Genomic DNA, 16,869 nt, shown 5'->3' on the forward strand with positions numbered 1-16,869 from the left:
CGGTGCTTAATCGGCCGGCGCAAACGCGGCCGGATCCAACTGTTCAAGCGTGACGAGCTGGCCGCTGCCGGGCAGCGACGGCTGTCCCAGCAGGCGCGCGCGCAGCCGTTCCAGATAGTCGGCGCGGCTGCGGCGCAGCGCGTAGTCGCGGAAGTTGCTGCGCTCCAGGTCGCGCCAGGCCAGTTCGCGGCCCACCTTGGAGCTGCGCTGGGCCTGTTCGAGCAGCGCCGGCTGCATCGGCGCGTCGCCGGCGGCCAGGCGGGTGTAGCCGTAGCGGTCCATGTAGTCGCCGGTCAGCGTTTCGATCAGGTTGATCTCGTCCAGCGTCAGCTGCTGCTTGAACTTGTCGATGTTGGCGGCGATCGGCGGATAGCAGTTGGACGACCATAGCGCCGACATCTGCGATAGCTGGAGCGCCTCGCGCGAGGCGGCGCCGTCCAGCATCTGCGGCTGGAAGGCGATGCCCAGGAAGCCGCACACGGTCTCCAGCGTGGCCTGCTGCTGCGACAGGAAGTCTTCGTAGCGGATGGTCAGCACGCGTTCGGGCCATTGCTGCATCACGCGGTCGGCCGCCTGGTGCGCGGCCAGCCAGGCCTGGGCGTTGAGGCGGGTGTCGAAATCGTGGATGATGGCGCGGTTCATCGACGCCACCTGGGCGCGCGGATCGCGCGCCACGTTGACGAACAGCATGTCTGGATACAGCGTCATCAGCTCCTGCGCGTAGTGCACGCTGTCCAGCGACTTGTCCATCACCACGCCGGCACCTTGCTGCTCGGCCGAGCGCAGCAGCAGTTCCCACACCACGCGGTGCACGCTGCGCGGCTGGCTGCGCAGCGTTTCGAAGATCTCCACCGGATCGAACACCACCTCCGGCCACTTAACCATGCTCACCGCCTGCAGGCCCACCACGTCGACCACCAGGTTGAAGTAGGCGCGGTCGTCGCGCAGGTCGCCGTACAGCGGCAGCAGCGGCACCAGGTCGACGATGTGCAGCGGGTAGGGCGAATAGAACTGCGGCGACATGTTCAGCCGCAGCCGCAGCGCGTGGCTGCCGCAGCGGCGCAGCGGTATCATCATCACGGGACGCGGACGCCGGACGCCGCCATTGTTGGACATATCGTTCATGTTGATTTTTCCTCGGTAATCAGGCCGGCGAGGCCGGCGGGCGACGCGGTGTAATAGCGGCGGAAGCTGTCCATGAAACGGCCCAGTTCCGCCGCCGGCAGGCGGTTGATGCCGGCGGCGGCCTTGCGTCCGCCACCGGTGTCGAATTGCTGGCAAAAGCCGTTGGCGCTGTGCGTCAACGGTGTTCCCGAACGTACGCTGACCAGGTAGGAGCCGTCGTCGCGTTCGTTGAGCACGGCGAACGAGGCGCCGTGGTGCTGGGCCGCCAGCCGGTTGGCCAGCACGCCGCTGACGCGCCGCGCCCAGGCGCTGGCGGGCAGGATGTAGACCGCGCCGGCGCCCAGTTCGGCGTGCGGCCGCAGGCCTTGCAGGTGCGCGCAATCGTCGCGGTAGCCGGCGCACAGGGCGCGGTAGATCTCGCTGCCGGCGATGAAATCGAAAGGGTGCTCGTGGCCGGCCAGCGCGCGGTACAGCGCGGCCGGGGCGATGTGCAGGTCCTGCTCGCATTCGCCGTAGGCGTTGTAGTTGAACACCTGGCCCAACTGCGCCAGCGCCTCGACGGCGGCGGCGTCCAGGCCGATGCGGCGGGCCAGCCGGCAGGCCGCTTCGGCCAGGTTGTCGCCGAAGGCCGCCGCCACCGCCCAAGGCCGGTGGCGGCCTTGCAGGTGGCGGTCCACCAGGATGCTGGTGCAGACGTCGGGCGCGCCGTCGCAATGCAGGCGCAGGCGGGGATGGGCGAAGGCGCAGTCGGCCGAGTGGTGGTCGAAGTACGCTACCTCGGCGCCGCCGTCGAGCAGGCGCTGCAGGGCCGCGGTGTTGCTGTCGAGCGCGATGTCGAGCACCAGCACCTGGCCGGTACAGCCGTCCGGCACGCGCCGCAGCAGGTCGATCTCGCGCTTGACGCCGGTGATCAGCCCGGCCTGCAGCGGCGTGTGCAGGCGCATCTGGTGCAGCGCGAAGATGCCGTCGGCGTCGCCGTTGAAGACATCGTAGTTGTGCGCGGCGTCCATGACGGCATCAGATGAAGCGGCGCGACAGTTGTTGATACAGCCGCTCGCAGCAGGCGTCCAGCGGCAGGGCGCCGGTGTCCAGCTTGAGCGCCGGCGCCAGCGGTTCCTCGTACGGCGCCGAGATGCCGGTGAACTCCGGTATCAGCCCGGCCCGGGCTTTCTGGTACAGGCCCTTGGGGTCGCGCGCCTCGCACACGGCGACCGAGGTGCAGATATGGGTTTCGATGAAGTTGTTGGCGCCGATGATCTGGCGCGCCATCTCGCGGTCCTGGCGCAGCGGCGAGATGAAGGCGCAGATCACGAACAGGCCGGCGTCGTTCATGATCCTGGCCACTTCGGCGCTGCGGCGGATGTTTTCCTGGCGGTCGGCGGGCGAGAAGCCGAGGTCGCGGTTCAGGTGGTGGCGCAGGTTGTCGCCGTCCAGCACGTAGGCCATGTGGCCGGCGCCGACCAGCCGGCCTTCCAGCGCGGACGCCAGGGTCGACTTGCCAGCGCCGCTGAGGCCGGTGAGCCAGATGGTGGCCGCCCGTTGCCCGGCCTGGCGGCTGCGCACGTCGGCGCTGACCTGGCTGCCGTGCCAGAATATATTGGGCGCGCCCGGCATGCCCACGTCGTCGATTTTATCCAGCTTGCCCATCACTCATCCTCCGAATCAGAACTGTTCCCATTCCTGCGTATCGACCTTGGCCGCGCCGCGTGCGCGCACCGCCGTGGTCAGGGCGGGGGCGCGCGGCGACTTGGCCGGCACCGCCACGGCCACGGCCGCTACCCGCTGCAGCGCCGGCCGCGCCGCGACCGACTTGGCCTCGGTGCGGAACACGCTGACCAGGTCGTTGAGGCTGTTGACCTGGTCCTGCATGGCGTGCGCGGCGGCGGCGGCTTCCTCCACCAGCGCGGCGTTTTGCTGGGTCACGTCGTCCATCTGCGTGACCGCCGTGTTGATCTGCTCGATGCCCGACGATTGCTCCTGGCTGGCCAGCATGATCTCGGACATGATGTCGGTCACCCGTTTGACGCTGGACACCACGTCGTGCATGGTCGATCCGGCCTGTTCGACCAGGCGGTTGCCGGCCTGGACCTTGTCGACCGAATCGCCGATCAAGTCCTTGATTTCCTTGGCCGCTGCGGCCGAGCGCTGGGCCAGGTTGCGCACCTCGGTGGCGACGACCGCGAAGCCGCGCCCCTGTTCGCCGGCGCGCGCCGCTTCCACGGCGGCGTTCAGCGCCAGGATGTTGGTCTGGAAGGCGATGCCGTCGATGACGGCGATGATGTCGACGATCTTGCGCGCGGAGACATCGATGGCGGCCATGGTGTCGACCACCTGCGCCACCACCGCGCCACCCTTGGCGGCGACGTCGGAGGCCGATTCGGCCAGGCCGTTGGCCTGGCGCGCGTGGTCGGTGTTCAGGCGCACGGTGCTGGTCAGCTCCTCCATCGAGGAGGCGGTTTCCTCCAGCGTGCTGGCCTGCTGCTCGGTGCGCGAGGACAGGTCCAGGTTGCCGGAGGCGATCTGGCCGGCGGCGGCGGCGATGGTCTCGGTGCTGGCGTGCACCTGGTTGACGATGCGGGCCAGGCTGTCGCGCATGGAGCGCATCGCGAACAGCAGGCTGTGCTGGTCGCCCGCCTTGGGATCGATGCGCACCGTCAGGTTGCCGGCGGCGATCTGGCCGGCGATCTCGGCCGCTTCGCCCGGCTCGCAGCCCAGCTCGCGGGTGACGCCGCGGGTGATCAGCCAGGCCGCCGCCACGCTGGTCAGCAGGGCCAGCGAACCGATGATCAGCATCACCGTGCGGGCCTGGGCGTAGGCCACTTCGGCCGCGTCGGCCGCTTCGACGTTTTGTTTTTCCTCGAGGGCGATCAGCTTGCGCAGCAGTTCCCACCAGCGCTTCTGCACCGGCCGGAATTCATAGCGCAGCACTTTATAGGCGTCGTCCTGTTTTTGCTCCAGCGCCAGCGAGGCGGCGCGCTGGATGAACGGTACTGCCAGATCCGCCTGCTTGCGGATTTGTTCCAGCAACTCTTTTTCATCAGGGGAGGTGCCGGCCAGCGTCGAGAACATTTGCCCCAACTGGTCCTGGGCGGCGGCATATTTCTTCTGCTGTTCGTCGATACGGTTGACCTCGATCTGGATTTCCTTGTCTTCCTTCAACAGGATCAGGTTGCGCGTGGCAAGCGCGCGCTCTGTAACTGTCAGGTCCATCACCTGGGCCAGTTTGGTCTCGATATTGTTGACCTTGCTGATTTCGTCCAGCCGCCCCTGGATCTGCCGCATGCTGGTCAGGGCCAGCGCGATGATTACCAACAGAAACACAGCGCCCAGGCCAAAACCCAGTCCCAGCCGGCTCGCCACTGTCCAATTCTGAAATTTCATATTGCCTCCTTAAGGCCTTATTTGCATTCCAAATATCCAAATGAGAATTTGGCAGAACGTTTGCACGATCTTAGAGGGCTGACGGGGCGCGTAAACTCTCACATAATCACTTTCAGCACTGGTGCAACAAAGAAATATGTGGTGCTTGGGCCTGCTGAAACTTTTAGTTGTTAAAGTTATGCTCTGGAGCAACTTAAGTGGATGTTCTTTTTATATTTATTGAGGGCAAAGGCCCGATACGCAGAATCCGCCTCTGGGCATCGGCCGCCAACAGGGCTAAAATGCAGGTTGGGGCCGTTGCCAGATTACGACAATCCATCTTGCAATCTGGAACGGAGGAATTCAATCGGCGGGTATCGCCCGCATGACATGGAATGAACATGGCAACACAGAAAACTAAAATCATCTACACGCTGACCGATGAAGCGCCTATGCTGGCGACCTATTCGCTGCTGCCTATTATCAAGAAGTTCGCTGCATCGGCTGGCGTGGACGTGACCTCCAGCGATATTTCGGTGGCGGCACGGGTGCTGGCCGAATTCCCCGAATTCCTGAGCGACGCGCAGAAGGTCCCGAACACCCTGGCCGAACTGGGCGCACTGACCCAGCTCGCCGACACCAACATCATCAAGCTGCCCAACATCAGCGCTTCGGTCGGTCAGCTGACCACCTGCATCCGCGAGCTGCAAGCGCGCGGCTACAAGCTGCCGGATTATCCGGAAGATGCCAAGACCGACGCCGACAAGGCGCTCAAAGCCCGCTACGGCAAGTGCATCGGCAGCTCGGTCAACCCGGTGCTGCGCGAAGGTAACTCCGACCGCCGCGCGCCCAAGGCCGTCAAAGAGTTCGCCCGCAAGCACCCGCATTCGATGGGCGAGTGGAGCCAGGCTTCGCGCACCCACGTCTCGCACATGCACCACGGCGACTTCTACCACGGCGAAAAATCGCTGACCCTGAGCCAGGCCCGTGATGTCAAGATGGAACTGATCACCGCTTCCGGCAAGACCGTCGTGCTGAAACCGAAGGTCTCGCTGCAGGCCGGCGAAATCATCGACAGCATGTTCATGAGCAAAAAGGCCTTGCTGGAGTTCTACGAGAAGGAAATCGACGACGCCTTCAAGACCGGCGTGATGTTCTCGCTGCACGTCAAGGCCACCATGATGAAGGTGTCGCACCCGATCGTGTTCGGCCACTGCGTCCGCATCTTCTACAAGGACGCGTTCGCCAAGCACGCGGCGCTGTTCGATGAACTGGGCGTCAACGTCAACAACGGCATGGCCAACCTGTACGAGAAGATCGAAAAGCTGCCGACCTCGCAGAAGGAAGAGATCCTCAAGGACCTGCACGCCTGCCACGCCAACCGTCCGGAACTGGCGATGGTCGACTCGGCCAAGGGCATCACCAACTTCCACTCGCCGAACGACATCATCGTCGACGCGTCGATGCCAGCCATGATCCGCATCGGCGGCAAGATGTGGGGCGCCGATGGCCGTCCGAAGGACGTCAAGGCCGTGATGCCGGAATCGACCTTCGCCCGCATCTACCAGGAAATGATCGGCTTCTGCAAATGGCATGGCAACTTCGATCCGAAGACCATGGGCACCGTGCCTAACGTCGGCCTGATGGCCCAGCAAGCCGAGGAATACGGCTCGCACGACAAGACTTTCGAAGTCTCGGAAGCCGGCGTCGCCAACATCACCGACCTGGCCACCGGCGAAGTGCTGCTGACCCAGAACGTTGAAGAAGGCGATATCTGGCGCATGTGCCAGGTCAAGGACGCGCCGATCCGCGACTGGGTCAAACTGGCCGTCACCCGCGCCCGCAATTCCGGTATGCCTGCCGTGTTCTGGCTGGACAGCTATCGTCCGCACGAGAACGAAGTGATCAAGAAGGTGCAAACCTACCTGAAGGACCACGACACCAAGGGCTTGGAAATCCAGATCATGTCGCAGACCCGCGCCATGCGCTATACGCTGGAGCGCGCCTTCCGCGGCCTGGACACCATCTCGGTGACCGGCAACATCCTGCGCGACTACCTGACCGACCTGTTCCCGATCCTGGAACTGGGCACCAGCGCCAAGATGCTGTCCATCGTTCCGCTGATGGCGGGCGGCGGCATGTACGAAACCGGCGCCGGCGGCTCGGCGCCGAAACACGTCAAGCAGTTGGTGGAAGAAAACCACCTGCGCTGGGATTCGCTGGGCGAGTTCCTGGCGCTGGCGGTATCGCTGGAAGACCTGGGCATCAAGTCCGGCAACGCCAAGGCCAAGCTGTTGGCCAAGACGCTGGACGAAGCCACCGGCAAGCTGCTGGACAATAACAAGTCGCCATCGACCCGTACCGGCGAGCTGGACAACCGTGGCAGCCACTTCTACCTGTCGCTGTACTGGGCGCAGGCGCTGGCGGCCCAGACCGACGACGCTGAACTGCAAGCCTATTTCGCGCCACTGGCGAAATCGCTGGCGGCCAACGAAGCCAAGATCGTCGAAGAGCTGAACTCGGTGCAGGGCAAGCCGATGGACATCGGCGGCTACTACTACCCGGACCCGGCCAAGACCGAAGCGGTCATGCGTCCAAGCGCCACCTTCAACGCGGCGATTGCAGCGATCTGAATCTAGCGTAACGCCGTAAAGCAGAAGGGCAGCCGATTAAAAGGCTGCCCTTTTTTTATGTCGGCGTATCCCTTGCATCCACATAGGCCCAGGCGACGGCGCCCGAGGCCAGCGCGACGCTTTGGCGGCGGTACGCCGCCACTTCGTAGCGGTCCGAGTCCCGCAGTTCATCGGCAGTCACCGCCAGCACCGAGCCGGCAACCTTGTCGTCCGGCGAGCCGGTGTGGGAAACGATGGGATGATGCGTCTTGCCGCTGGTTTCGACCACGGCCGGATCGTCAATCGCCACCGCCGACAGGCGATAGCCCGGCAGGCTGTCCTGATGGCCGGACAGCAGGCGGCCAAACGTCGCCATCTGCACTTCCGGCTGTTGCAGCGTGCCGTAGGAGAACAGCATTTCGGTTGCATCGGTAGGGCGTGATTCCATCTGCGTTTCCTTGTGGGGTCAGGGCGTTGCCTTGCGGGTGGCCCACACAATCGGCAGGCCGAACAAAAACATGTGGGAAGCCAGGTCCAGTACCGTCGACAGCGGCTGGAATGTGACAGGGTGGGGGAAGGCGGACAGCGGCAGCACCACCAGCCGCATCGCCAGGAACACCAGGATGCCGAACAGGATGGCAGACAGCAGTGGCTTGGCCAGCAGGGCAGGCGCCTGCCGTGCCGCCACCAGGAACAGCGCCATCCATACGAAGCTGAGGGCGAAGTGACTCAGCAATCCAAGCGCCGCCGTCAATGCGCCGCCGTTGAAGGCCGCGCTGCCCAGCAGACCGCTGGCGACGATTTGCAGCAGGCGCTCAGGCGTCAGGCCGTTGTAGACGGCAAAGGAAATCGCGAACGTGATGTCGAGCGCGCCGGCAATGGCGCCACCGACCAGTACAGCAAATGGAATTGACCAGCGCTTCATGCCTCAGCCTCCTGTGGATTTGCGGAGTCTTATTTTAAAAGCAAATCTTCAGGAGGTCGAGCGGATTAAATCGACCGGCCGTCGTAGTGAGTGACGGGGATGGCGTCCAGGTCTATCCCTTCGATGCAACGGATATTGATGGCGGCCATGGCGTCGCCGTTGGGCGCCGTGCCTTCGCTGTAGGGCGAGATGCCGCAGGTCGGGCAGAAGCGGTGCTTGATCAGGTGCTTGTTGAACAGGTAGGTGCTGGCCGCGTCTTCCGGCGTCAGCAGGCGCATGTCCTGGCGCGGTATGAACCACATCAGCACGCCCTTACGCTGGCATATCGAGCAGTTGCAGGACATCGCCGATGTGATCTCGCCTTCGGCCTCAAGTTTCACATTGCCGCAATGGCAGCTTCCCTGGTATTTCATAGCGAACCTCCTGAAAAGTAACGATCAAGACTGCTGAAGAACAGAGCCCAGCCCCGTTCATGGTTGATGCGGGCCTGCTCGTCGAAGAAGCGGTCGTGCACGAAGCTCAGTTCCGTACCTTCCGCCACCGGCGTTAAAACGATGCTGACGCGCGACTGCCGTTCCGGCGTGCTGTGCCAGGCCCAGGTGAATACCAGCCGCGTATAAGGCGCCACTTCCTGATAAACGCCGGTCAATTGATTCAAGCCGCCGTCGGGGCCGGCGAAGGCGAGGTGATATTGACCGCCTACGCGCAGGTCGAGCTCGGCCTTGGTCAGCGAGGCCGCACCGGGGCCGAACCACTGGCTCAGCGCTTGCGGGTCGGTCCACGCGCGCCAGACTTTTTCGGGACCGACGGGGTAGATGCGTCGGAGACTGACTTGGGCGGGCTGTTCGGTTGTTGGCATGATGCGATTTCCTCCTGGTGATAGAGATAGCGTCCCAGCGAATCGAGCTGGTCGGTCCAGAAACGCTGGTAGTGGGCAATCCACATGGCGGCATCCTGCATGGGCGCGGCATGCAGTTCGCAGCGCACCACGCGTCCTTCCTTCGAGCGGGCGATCAGGCCGGCCGTTTCCAGCACGGCCAGGTGTTTCATGAAGCCGGGCAGCGACATCTCATACTGCTGCGCCAGCTCTGTGACCGTACAACTGCCGCCGCCCAATTGCGCCAGCACGCCGCGCCGCGTGGCATCGGACAGTGCCGCGAAGATCAGGTCCAGCTGGGGATCTTTATAGTTAACCATAAGGTATAGTATTGGCGAGGTTTCAGAACTTGTCAAGCGTGTATTTGTGACAAAATAGGCATTTTTCAGAAAGGTGTCTGATGAGCGATGTTCTGGATGAGAGCGTAGGTGATACGAAAAATCTGCGGCAAGTGAAAGCGCTTTATCGGGCGTTGAAATCGAAAGACCTGCAGTCGATACGGGAGATCTTGGTCGATGAGCCGGTGTGGGATGTTGCGCCTGGTTTTCCAGAGGGCGCAGTCTATCGCGGCATGGCCGAAGTGTTTGGCGGGTTTTATCCAAAACTGCTTGCTCACGTTCATGCGTTTGGGGCTTTTCCGGAGAGGTTTGTTGATGGTGGAGACACGGTCGTGGCGCTAGGCGACTATCGCGTCACTAAAACCGAGGGCAGCCCGCCGGTGCAGGTGCGCTTCTCGCATGTTTGGGACGTGGATGACCACGGCCGCGTAAAAGGCGTCTGGCAGGTTGCGGACTCTGCGCAGTTCTTTGCTTCTTAAACCGGTGGCGGCCTAACGCGCACTGCGACGCCATTCGCCAGCTCGTCTGGCACACGCACCATAGACCCTTCACCGCCGAAGTCGGATGGATTTCGGGTGATAACAAGGCGCCCTTGGGATTCTGCAGTCGCGCGGATGATGCATATCGGCTTTTTGCATCTTGCACGCCACCTCCATCCAGGTGATGGAACTGATGACGGCGTCCTTGTAATTCGTTAGCTCGACAACCGCTTCACGGATGCCTACGAAGTTATCAATTAAGATACTGGTGTCGAATAGAACTATCGCCATTCAGCACGCACCTCGCGCTGGTACTCTGCGCCATCTTGCGGCTTGGTTGGATCATCTTTCCAGATGCCGTGCATGCTCATCACCGCAGCCAAGCGCTTCGCGCGCTCCGCTTGCTCTGCGGCGACGTCGTTGGCTATGACGGCCTCAGCTTGAACGGGCGTAGCAACGCCTATGCCAGTCCGCTTGGCGAGTCGCCCCAGATGCCTCTGATTGTCCTGCGCCATGACGCACCTCACGCCAGTTATCTTTGCAAGTAGTGTATAACATTTGGGAAGGAACAGCGCCGGGTTAGGGGGCGTCTTCTTGTGATACGTCGAGCAAAGCTTGACCATCACCATCCATTTACGCCAGACTCCCGCTCACTCGACAACAACGCGAAGGGCGGAAATGAAGCATATCGTTATGTTCAATAAGTTCCACGGAAGTCTGTGCCTGGCGGCCGCGCTGCTGGGCGCCGGTCTGAGCGGCCCGCTGCACGCCGCGCCGGCCGTTTCGGCCGCCGCGCCGCTGGTGATCGGAGAGAGCTTTAACATCGAATCGAAAGTGCTGGCCGAAACGCGCCACATCAATGTCTATATGTCGCGCGGCTACAGCTTGCCGGCCGATGCGCCGCTGCCTGTGCTCTACATGCCGGACGGCGGCTTGCGCGAAGACTTCCTGCACATCGCCGGCCTGCTGCAAGTGTCGGTCGATAACGGCACCATGCGCCCGTTCATGCTGGTCGGCATAGAAAACACCCAGCGCCGCCGCGACATGACCGGCCCGACCGACAACGCCGAAGACAAGAAGATCGCCCCGGTGGTCGGCGGCTCGGCCCAGTTCCGCCGCTTCATCCGTGAAGAGTTGATGCCCGAAGTGAAGCAGCGCTACCGCACCACCGGCGAAACGGCTGTGATCGGCGAATCGCTGGCCGGCCTGTTCGTGGTCGAAACCTTCCTGCGCGATCCGCAGCTATTCGATCACTATGTGGCGGCCGATCCCAGCCTGTGGTGGAACGACAGCAAGCTGTTGGCCGAAGCACCGGCCCTGCTGGCCAAGCGCGCAGCAAAACCGCAGACCTTGTATTTCGCCAGCAGCTCCAACGCCGGCATCGTTCAGGGCGCCGGGCAATTGTCGGCGCTGCTGACGGCCCGCGCTCCGGACGGCCTGCGCTGGTATTACCAAAGCATGCCGGCCGAAACCCATGCGACGATCTACCAGCCGGCTGCGCTGCAGGCGTTCCGCATGATGCTCAAGCCTAACTGACGCCGGATCAATCAGGACTGGCGCCGACCGCGAGTTGCAACTGCACCGTGGCCGTCGCCAGGTCCGCCGACGCTTGCAGCCAGGCGAGGTAGACCTCGTCCGCCGAGCGCTGCGCCGACAGCAGTTCCAGCAACGACGCAGCGCCTTTTTTATACGACAGGCGCATGCCTTCCACCACCTTGTCCGACTGCACCAGCACCGATTCCCGGTAACGCTGCTCGTTAAGCTGCGCCGCGCGGAACTGCGCATGCACGCGCCGCACGTCGGTCTGCGCCTTGAGCTCGGCCGAGCGCAGCGCCAGTGTCGCTTGTGTGACCGCTGATTGCGCCTGCAACACCTCGCCACGCTGCGTGCGCGACAGCGGAATCGGCACCGAGACCGTCAAGCCCAAGCTCAGCGAACGCTGCGCCGGCGAGTTGGTCACATTGCCGCCCGCATCGGTCAGCGCATGCACCGACGGGGTGTTCTTCAGGCCGACGTTCACCACCGGATCGACCCAGCGGTTGGCCTGTGCCAGATCGGCCGAGGCCCGTGCCGCGTCCAGCGCCGCGTGGGCGATGCGGATGTCGTCGCGACCATCCTGCGCCTGGCGCACCAGCTGGTCCACATCCTCCAGCCCGTTGGCGGCCGGCGCATCGCAAGCCAGTTCGGCGTTGCCGAACACTTCGCTGTAGCGCCGCCCCAGCGGGATCGACAGCGACTCGGCCGCCGTCTGCACCTGCGCGCGCGCCGTCACCACGTCGGCCTCGTAGCGGTCGTGCTCGACCTGCGATTGCGACAGTTCCAGCCCGCCGATGTCGCCGACCTTGCGCCGCACGGCGTTGGCGTTGACGATATCGCTCAATGAACGCAGCGTCGCTTCCTGCCGCACCAGTGCATTGCGGGCGCGGCAGGTTTCGGCGTAGGCCGTCGCCGCATCGGCGTACAGCTGGCGGCGGCCGCCTTCCAGCGTCGCCTCACCGAGCTTGACACCAGCCTGCGCGGCGCGGATGCGCTGGCCGCGCTTGCCTGCCGTCTCGATCGTCAGCGCCAAACTCATGGTGGTGGCGGTGGCGGCGTTCGGCTTGTTGGCCTTGGACAGTTCCTTGGAATCGATGCCCGCCGTCAGCACTGGATCGGGCCGCACGCCGGCGATCGATACGCCGGCCTGGGCGCTGCTGACGTTCTCGCGTTGCATCTGCAAGTCCAGGCTGTACTTGGCCACAGCGGCGGCATAGTCGTGGAACGTGACCTGGCCATAGGCGGGCAGGGCGGCGCACAAGGCCAGCGACAGCAGCGTGTGCAAAGGTTTCAGTTTAAATGTCATGGGTTGCTCCCGCCTGCGCCGGACCATCGTCGGCCGGCTTGGGTTTGTTCTCGAAATAGCGTTCGACCAGGTAGTACAGCGCCGGCAGCCACACTAGGGTCAGGCCGGTGGCCGTGATCAGGCCGCCGACCACCACGGTCGCCAGCGGACGCTGCACATCGCTGCCCAGGCCATGCGCCAGCGCCGCCGGCAGCAGGCCCAGCGCGGCCACGCTGGCCGTCATCAGCACCGGACGGAAGCGGCTGTAAGCGCCTTTCAGCACGGCGTCCTTCAGCGACAGGCCGCCTTCGGCGCGCAGCTGGTTCAGGTTGGAGACCATCAAAATCCCGTCCATCACCGCCACGCCGAACAGCGCGATGAAGCCGACCGCGCTCGACACATTGAGCGTCATGCCGCGCAGGTGCAGGGCGACCAGGCCGCCGAGCGCGCCCAGCGGCACCGCCGCCAGGATCATGGCCGGCTGGCGCAGGTTCTTGAACTGCGCGAACAGCAGCACGAACATCAGCGCCACCACCATCGGCATGATCAGCGCCAGACGCGCCTGCGCCCGCTGCTGGTTCTCGAACTGTCCGCCCCAGGCCAGCTGTATGCGGCTGTGGTCGTACTGCACCTTGTTCTCGATCTGCGTCTTGGCGTCGTCGAGGAAGGAGGCCAGGTCGCGGCCGCGCAGGTCCAGCCGCACGGTCAGGTGGCGCTTGCCCATTTCGCGGGTGATGGTGCTCTCGCCATCGTCCAGCCGTATCGTCGCCACCTGGGCCAGCGGAATGCGCGCCCCCGTGGCCGAGGTCAGCAGCAGGTCGCCGATGGTGTCGGGATTGCTGCGCGAAGCGTCGGTGAAGCGCACGCCGATGTCGTACTGGCGGTCGTCGATGAACACTTGCGACACCGGCTTGCCGCCGATGCCGGTGCCGATCAGGTCGGCGACGTCGGCGGCGTTGATGCCGTAGCGCGCGGCGGCGGCCCGGTCCACTTCGATGCGCACCTGCGGCAGCGGCGGTTCCTGGTCGATGATGACGCTTTCCGCGCCGGGCACGGCCGTCAGCGTGCGCTCGACGTCGGCGGCGATGCGGCGTGTCTCCTTGAAGTCGTTGCCGTAGATTTTGACCACCAGGTCGCTGTGGGCGCCGGCCAGCTTGTCGAGCACGCCGTCGATCATCGGCTGGGTGAAGCCGACCCGCGTGCCGGGCAGCTTGGCGAAGCGCTGCCCCATCTTCTCGATCAGTTCCTGCTTGCTCAGGCCGGACTTCCATGTGTCGTAGGGATGCAAGGTCACGCTGACCTCGATGTGCGACGGCGTCCACGGATCGGTGCCTTCATCGTTGCGGCCCAGCTGGGTGACGATGGTGGCCACTTCCGGGAATTCCAACGCGGCGCTGCGCAGGCCGTCCGACATCTCGGCCGCCTTGTCGAGCGAGATCCCCGGCGGCAGCGTCACCTGCAGCCAGATCGAACCTTCGTCCAGATAGGGCAGGAAGTCGCGGCCGATGGTCCCGCCGAGCACGCAGACGGCGGCGAAGGCCAGCGCGAATGCGCCGATGGTCAGGCGCGACTTGCCCACGATCCTGGCCAGCAGCGGCTCGTACAGCTGCTTGGCCTTGACCAGCACTGGATTGTTGAACACCTTGCGCGGCTTGCGGTACGCCTGGTAGGCCAGTCCCGGTATCAGGGTCAGCGACACCACCAGCGCGCCCAGCAGCGCAAAGCCGATCGCGAACGCCATCGGCGAGAACAGCTTGTACTCGATGCGCTGGAAGGTGAACAGCGGCAGGTAGGCGGTGATGATGACGATCATGCCGAAGAAGATGGGCTTGGTCACTTGCAGCGTGGCCTTCATCACGTCCTTGCCGCGCAGCGCTGCACCGTGGTTTTCCTCGTACTTGCGCAGGATGTTTTCCATCACCACGATGGCGCCGTCGACCACGATGCCGAAGTCGATCGCACCCAGCGACAGCAGGTTGGCCGGAATGTGGAAGTGATGCATGAAGATGAAAGCCGTCAGCAGCGCCATCGGGATGGTCACCGCGACGATGGCCGCCGCGCGCGGGCTGCCCAGGAACAGCAGCAGCACCAGCGTCACCAGCAGCATGCCTTCGACCAGCGTCTTGCCGATGGTGTGCAGGGTGGCGTCGACCAGGCCGGTGCGGTCCAGATACGGGACGATCTTGACGTCCTTCGGCAACACATGGTCGTTCAGCTCTTGTACAGCCTCATGCACGCCCTTCAGCACCTGCGACGGATTCTCGCCCTTCAACAGCAGCACGATGCCTTCGATGGTGTCGGGATTGTTGTCCTTGCCGAGGATGCCGTGCCGTTCCTTGCTGCCCAGGCGTACTTCGCCCAGGTCCTTGACCAGTACCGGCACGCCGTTCTTTTGCGCGACCACCACGTCGCCCAGGTCATCCAGGTTGCGGATCAGGCCGACACCGCGCACCACGAAGCCCTGCTGGCCGCGCGTGAGGATGCTGCCGCCGGCGCTGGCGTTGTTGGCGTTGATGGCGTCGGTGATCTGCTTGAGCGACAGGTTGTACTTGCTCAGCTTGGCCGGATCGAATTCCAGCAGAAACTGCGTGGTCAGCCCGCCGAAATTGCCGACGTCGGCGATGCCCGCCACCTGCTTCAGGCGCGGGATCACTTTCCAGAATTGCAGCTCGGACAGCTCGCGCAGCGAGCGGGTTTTCGATTCCAGCGTGTAGCGGTAGATCTCGCCGATCGGCGAGGTCAGCGCGTCGAGCCCCGGCTGCGCGCCATAGGGCAGGGCCACGCCGCTGATGCGCTCCTGCAAGCGCTGGCGCGACCAGTAGTCTTCCACGCCGTCGCGGAACACCACCGTGATCAGCGACAGGCCGAAGGTGCTCTTCGAGCGCATCACATGCATGCCGGGCGTGCCCATGATCTCGCGTTCGAGCGGAATAGTGATCTGCGATTCGACTTCCTCGGCGGCCAGGCCGGGCACTTGCGTGACCACCTGCGAGCTGGTGTCGGCGATATCGGGATAGGCTTCCAGTGGCAGCTGGTTCCAGCAGAACACGCCGTACAGCGCGACCATCAGGAACACCAGCCACGCGATGCCGCGCCGCTGGAAGCAAATGGCAACCAGGCGATCAATCATTGAGCAGCACTCCTTCCTTGGCGACGATGCGCATGCCGGCTTTGAGGCCGGAGACGATTTCCACCTGGTCGCCGCTGTGGACGCCGGTGGCGACGGTGCGCGCCTCGAAGGTCCAGGCGGCGGTTTCCACGTAGACCTGGGTCTGGGTGCCGCTCTGCACCAGCGCCGAGGCCGGCACGACCACGCCCTGGTGCGGCGCGCCGCTGAAGGTCACCTGCGCGAACATGCCCGGCTTCAGTCGGCCGTTCTTGTTGTCGACCGCCACGCGGACCTTGACGGTGCGGGTATCCGGGTCCAGCACCTCGCCGACGTAGCCGACCTTGCCGGCGATGTGCTCGCCGGGATAGGCGTTCAGCGCGATGTCGGCGCTCTGGCCGGCAAACACGGCGGCCAGGTCTTTTTCCTGCACGCTGGCGGTCAGCCACACGGTCGACAGGTCGGCCACCACCATCACCGGGGCGTTGGTGTCGTTCCAGAAGCCGCCCTGGCCGCCGTTCAGCTCGATCACATGGCCGGACAATGGCGAACGCAGCGTGTACAGGCGGCCATTGCCGCCGGCCAGGCTGCCGCCCAGCTGGGTCAGGCGCGACTTGCTGCGCTCGCTTTCGCTGAGCGCCTGCGCGTAATCGCTCTCGGCCTGCTCCAGGTCCTTGTGCGCCGAAATGTCGGCCGCGCGCAGTTCCTTCTGGCGCTCCAGGTTGCGGCGCGCCAGCGTCAGGCCGGCCTGCGCCTTGCCGGCGTCGCTGTAGGCCAGCGCCACATCGGCCGAATCCATGGTGAACAGGGCGTCGCCGGCCTTGACCGTGTCGCCCAGATGCTTGAGCAGGTGATCGATGCGGCCGGCCACCGGCGGCACCACGCGCACCAGGCGGGCCGGATCGGCCTCCACCACGGCGGGCACCGGAATGCTGCGCGCCACGCTGCGTTCCTCGACACCGGCCACTTGCAGCGATTTGCGCAGCGGCGAGGCGGCCGGCACGGCGATGGATGCGCCCTTGCGCACCACGGCGGCGGGAGGGGCGGTGTCGGTCTCGGGAGCGTGGCCGCAGCCGCTGAGGGCGGCGCAGAGCAAAGGGAATAGCAGCAAGGTATTGTCGATTTTCGTCATGACGTTTCCTGAAGGCGAAAGGAATCCATGGCGCCAGAGTGCACCGGTGTAGTCCATGGTTGAGAGGAATGGCCGCAGTGTACCGAGAAGCGCG

The 16,869-nt window shown here is 64.3% G+C and carries 16 protein-coding genes; 3 read left to right on the plus strand and 13 right to left on the minus strand.

Annotated elements, in window-relative coordinates:
• Window positions 1-6 precede the first annotated feature (6 nt).
• From D0T21_RS03020 to D0T21_RS03035, 4 genes are read right to left on the minus strand one after another with little or no spacing between them, the layout of a single operon-like run.
• On the minus strand, window positions 7-1,125 hold the full coding sequence (locus D0T21_RS03020) for a sulfotransferase (protein WP_116988346.1): 1,119 nt from the start codon (window positions 1,123-1,125) through the stop codon (window positions 7-9).
• A complete protein-coding gene (locus D0T21_RS03025) occupies window positions 1,122-2,135 on the minus strand; it encodes a hypothetical protein (protein ID WP_116988347.1) in 1,014 nt (337 codons plus the stop codon). Before D0T21_RS03025 ends, D0T21_RS03020 begins: the two co-directional genes overlap by 4 nt.
• Window positions 2,136-2,142: 7 nt before the next feature.
• Window positions 2,143-2,772 carry an adenylyl-sulfate kinase gene (gene cysC / locus D0T21_RS03030; protein WP_116988348.1) on the minus strand — a complete coding sequence of 210 codons (630 nt, stop codon included), beginning with the start codon at window positions 2,770-2,772 and terminating at the stop codon, window positions 2,143-2,145.
• 15 nt (window positions 2,773-2,787) lie between these two features.
• Window positions 2,788-4,506: a methyl-accepting chemotaxis protein gene (locus D0T21_RS03035; protein ID WP_116988349.1), complete on the minus strand. Its 1,719-nt coding sequence runs from the start codon at window positions 4,504-4,506 to the stop codon at window positions 2,788-2,790.
• A 380-nt stretch (window positions 4,507-4,886) separates the two neighbouring features.
• Here D0T21_RS03035 and D0T21_RS03040 point away from each other — a divergent pair, with 380 nt between their 5' ends.
• Complete coding sequence (locus D0T21_RS03040; protein ID WP_116989337.1) at window positions 4,887-7,118, plus strand: NADP-dependent isocitrate dehydrogenase; 2,232 nt, start codon at window positions 4,887-4,889, stop codon at window positions 7,116-7,118.
• 55 nt (window positions 7,119-7,173) lie between these two features.
• On the opposite strand, the gene D0T21_RS03045 is transcribed toward D0T21_RS03040, so the two are convergent.
• The 5 genes from D0T21_RS03045 to D0T21_RS03065 all read right to left on the minus strand — a co-directional run bounded on the left by D0T21_RS03045 (window position 7,174) and on the right by D0T21_RS03065 (window position 9,219).
• The gene (locus D0T21_RS03045; RefSeq protein WP_116988350.1) at window positions 7,174-7,545 is read right to left on the minus strand and encodes a gamma-glutamylcyclotransferase family protein; all 372 of its coding nucleotides are present in this window, start codon (window positions 7,543-7,545) and stop codon (window positions 7,174-7,176) included.
• 18 nt (window positions 7,546-7,563) lie between these two features.
• Complete coding sequence (locus tag D0T21_RS03050; protein WP_116988351.1) at window positions 7,564-8,022, minus strand: hypothetical protein; 459 nt, start codon at window positions 8,020-8,022, stop codon at window positions 7,564-7,566.
• Window positions 8,023-8,087: 65 nt separating this feature from the next.
• The gene (locus D0T21_RS03055) at window positions 8,088-8,435 is read right to left on the minus strand and encodes a GFA family protein (protein ID WP_116988352.1); all 348 of its coding nucleotides are present in this window, start codon (window positions 8,433-8,435) and stop codon (window positions 8,088-8,090) included.
• Window positions 8,432-8,881: an SRPBCC domain-containing protein gene (locus D0T21_RS03060; protein WP_116988353.1), complete on the minus strand. Its 450-nt coding sequence runs from the start codon at window positions 8,879-8,881 to the stop codon at window positions 8,432-8,434. Before D0T21_RS03060 ends, D0T21_RS03055 begins: the two co-directional genes overlap by 4 nt.
• A complete protein-coding gene (locus D0T21_RS03065) occupies window positions 8,782-9,219 on the minus strand; it encodes a helix-turn-helix transcriptional regulator (protein ID WP_116988354.1) in 438 nt (145 codons plus the stop codon). The genes D0T21_RS03060 and D0T21_RS03065 overlap by 100 nt, the downstream gene beginning before the upstream one ends.
• Window positions 9,220-9,299: 80 nt before the next feature.
• Here D0T21_RS03065 and D0T21_RS03070 point away from each other — a divergent pair, with 80 nt between their 5' ends.
• The gene (locus tag D0T21_RS03070) at window positions 9,300-9,716 is read left to right on the plus strand and encodes a nuclear transport factor 2 family protein (RefSeq protein ID WP_116988355.1); all 417 of its coding nucleotides are present in this window, start codon (window positions 9,300-9,302) and stop codon (window positions 9,714-9,716) included.
• A gap of 281 nt (window positions 9,717-9,997) precedes the next feature.
• On the opposite strand, the gene D0T21_RS03080 is transcribed toward D0T21_RS03070, so the two are convergent.
• A complete protein-coding gene (locus D0T21_RS03080) occupies window positions 9,998-10,345 on the minus strand; it encodes a hypothetical protein (RefSeq protein WP_116988356.1) in 348 nt (115 codons plus the stop codon).
• Window positions 10,346-10,394: 49 nt separating this feature from the next.
• Between D0T21_RS03080 and D0T21_RS03085 the strand changes: the two genes are divergently transcribed.
• Window positions 10,395-11,252 carry an alpha/beta hydrolase gene (locus tag D0T21_RS03085; RefSeq protein WP_116988357.1) on the plus strand — a complete coding sequence of 286 codons (858 nt, stop codon included), beginning with the start codon at window positions 10,395-10,397 and terminating at the stop codon, window positions 11,250-11,252.
• Window positions 11,253-11,259: 7 nt separating this feature from the next.
• Here the strand turns inward: D0T21_RS03085 and D0T21_RS03090 are convergent, their stop codons facing one another.
• The 3 genes from D0T21_RS03090 to D0T21_RS03100 are packed head-to-tail and all read right to left on the minus strand — an operon-like array spanning window position 11,260 to window position 16,775.
• Window positions 11,260-12,558 (minus strand): TolC family protein, encoded by a 1,299-nt coding sequence (locus D0T21_RS03090; RefSeq protein WP_116988358.1) that lies wholly within the window; start codon window positions 12,556-12,558, stop codon window positions 11,260-11,262.
• Window positions 12,548-15,667, minus strand: coding sequence for an efflux RND transporter permease subunit (locus D0T21_RS03095; RefSeq protein WP_116988359.1), 3,120 nt, complete (start codon window positions 15,665-15,667; stop codon window positions 12,548-12,550). The genes D0T21_RS03090 and D0T21_RS03095 overlap by 11 nt, the downstream gene beginning before the upstream one ends.
• Window positions 15,660-16,775, minus strand: coding sequence for an efflux RND transporter periplasmic adaptor subunit (locus D0T21_RS03100; protein ID WP_116988360.1), 1,116 nt, complete (start codon window positions 16,773-16,775; stop codon window positions 15,660-15,662). Before D0T21_RS03100 ends, D0T21_RS03095 begins: the two co-directional genes overlap by 8 nt.
• Window positions 16,776-16,869 lie beyond the last annotated feature (94 nt).

The organism is Duganella sp. BJB476 (assembly GCF_003416895.1).
Lineage (GTDB): Bacteria > Pseudomonadota > Gammaproteobacteria > Burkholderiales > Burkholderiaceae_D > Rugamonas.

Bases quoted from the DNA above. Each gene is read 5' to 3' on its own strand.
- D0T21_RS03080 (WP_116988356.1), bottom strand. From the start codon at position 10,345: ATGGTGATGGTCAAGCTTTGCTCGACGTATCACAAGAAGACGCCCCCT.
- cysC (WP_116988348.1), bottom strand. From the start codon at position 2,772: ATGGGCAAGCTGGATAAAATCGACGACGTGGGCATGCCGGGCGCGCCC.
- D0T21_RS03035 (WP_116988349.1), bottom strand. From the start codon at position 4,506: ATGAAATTTCAGAATTGGACAGTGGCGAGCCGGCTGGGACTGGGTTTT.
- D0T21_RS03020 (WP_116988346.1), bottom strand. From the start codon at position 1,125: ATGAACGATATGTCCAACAATGGCGGCGTCCGGCGTCCGCGTCCCGTG.
- D0T21_RS03060 (WP_116988353.1), bottom strand. From the start codon at position 8,881: ATGCCAACAACCGAACAGCCCGCCCAAGTCAGTCTCCGACGCATCTAC.
- D0T21_RS03090 (WP_116988358.1), bottom strand. From the start codon at position 12,558: ATGACATTTAAACTGAAACCTTTGCACACGCTGCTGTCGCTGGCCTTG.
- D0T21_RS03045 (WP_116988350.1), bottom strand. From the start codon at position 7,545: ATGGAATCACGCCCTACCGATGCAACCGAAATGCTGTTCTCCTACGGC.
- D0T21_RS03100 (WP_116988360.1), bottom strand. From the start codon at position 16,775: ATGACGAAAATCGACAATACCTTGCTGCTATTCCCTTTGCTCTGCGCC.
- D0T21_RS03025 (WP_116988347.1), bottom strand. From the start codon at position 2,135: ATGGACGCCGCGCACAACTACGATGTCTTCAACGGCGACGCCGACGGC.
- D0T21_RS03040 (WP_116989337.1), top strand. From the start codon at position 4,887: ATGGCAACACAGAAAACTAAAATCATCTACACGCTGACCGATGAAGCG.
- D0T21_RS03065 (WP_116988354.1), bottom strand. From the start codon at position 9,219: ATGGTTAACTATAAAGATCCCCAGCTGGACCTGATCTTCGCGGCACTG.
- D0T21_RS03055 (WP_116988352.1), bottom strand. From the start codon at position 8,435: ATGAAATACCAGGGAAGCTGCCATTGCGGCAATGTGAAACTTGAGGCC.
- D0T21_RS03070 (WP_116988355.1), top strand. From the start codon at position 9,300: ATGAGCGATGTTCTGGATGAGAGCGTAGGTGATACGAAAAATCTGCGG.
- D0T21_RS03085 (WP_116988357.1), top strand. From the start codon at position 10,395: ATGAAGCATATCGTTATGTTCAATAAGTTCCACGGAAGTCTGTGCCTG.
- D0T21_RS03050 (WP_116988351.1), bottom strand. From the start codon at position 8,022: ATGAAGCGCTGGTCAATTCCATTTGCTGTACTGGTCGGTGGCGCCATT.
- D0T21_RS03095 (WP_116988359.1), bottom strand. From the start codon at position 15,667: ATGATTGATCGCCTGGTTGCCATTTGCTTCCAGCGGCGCGGCATCGCG.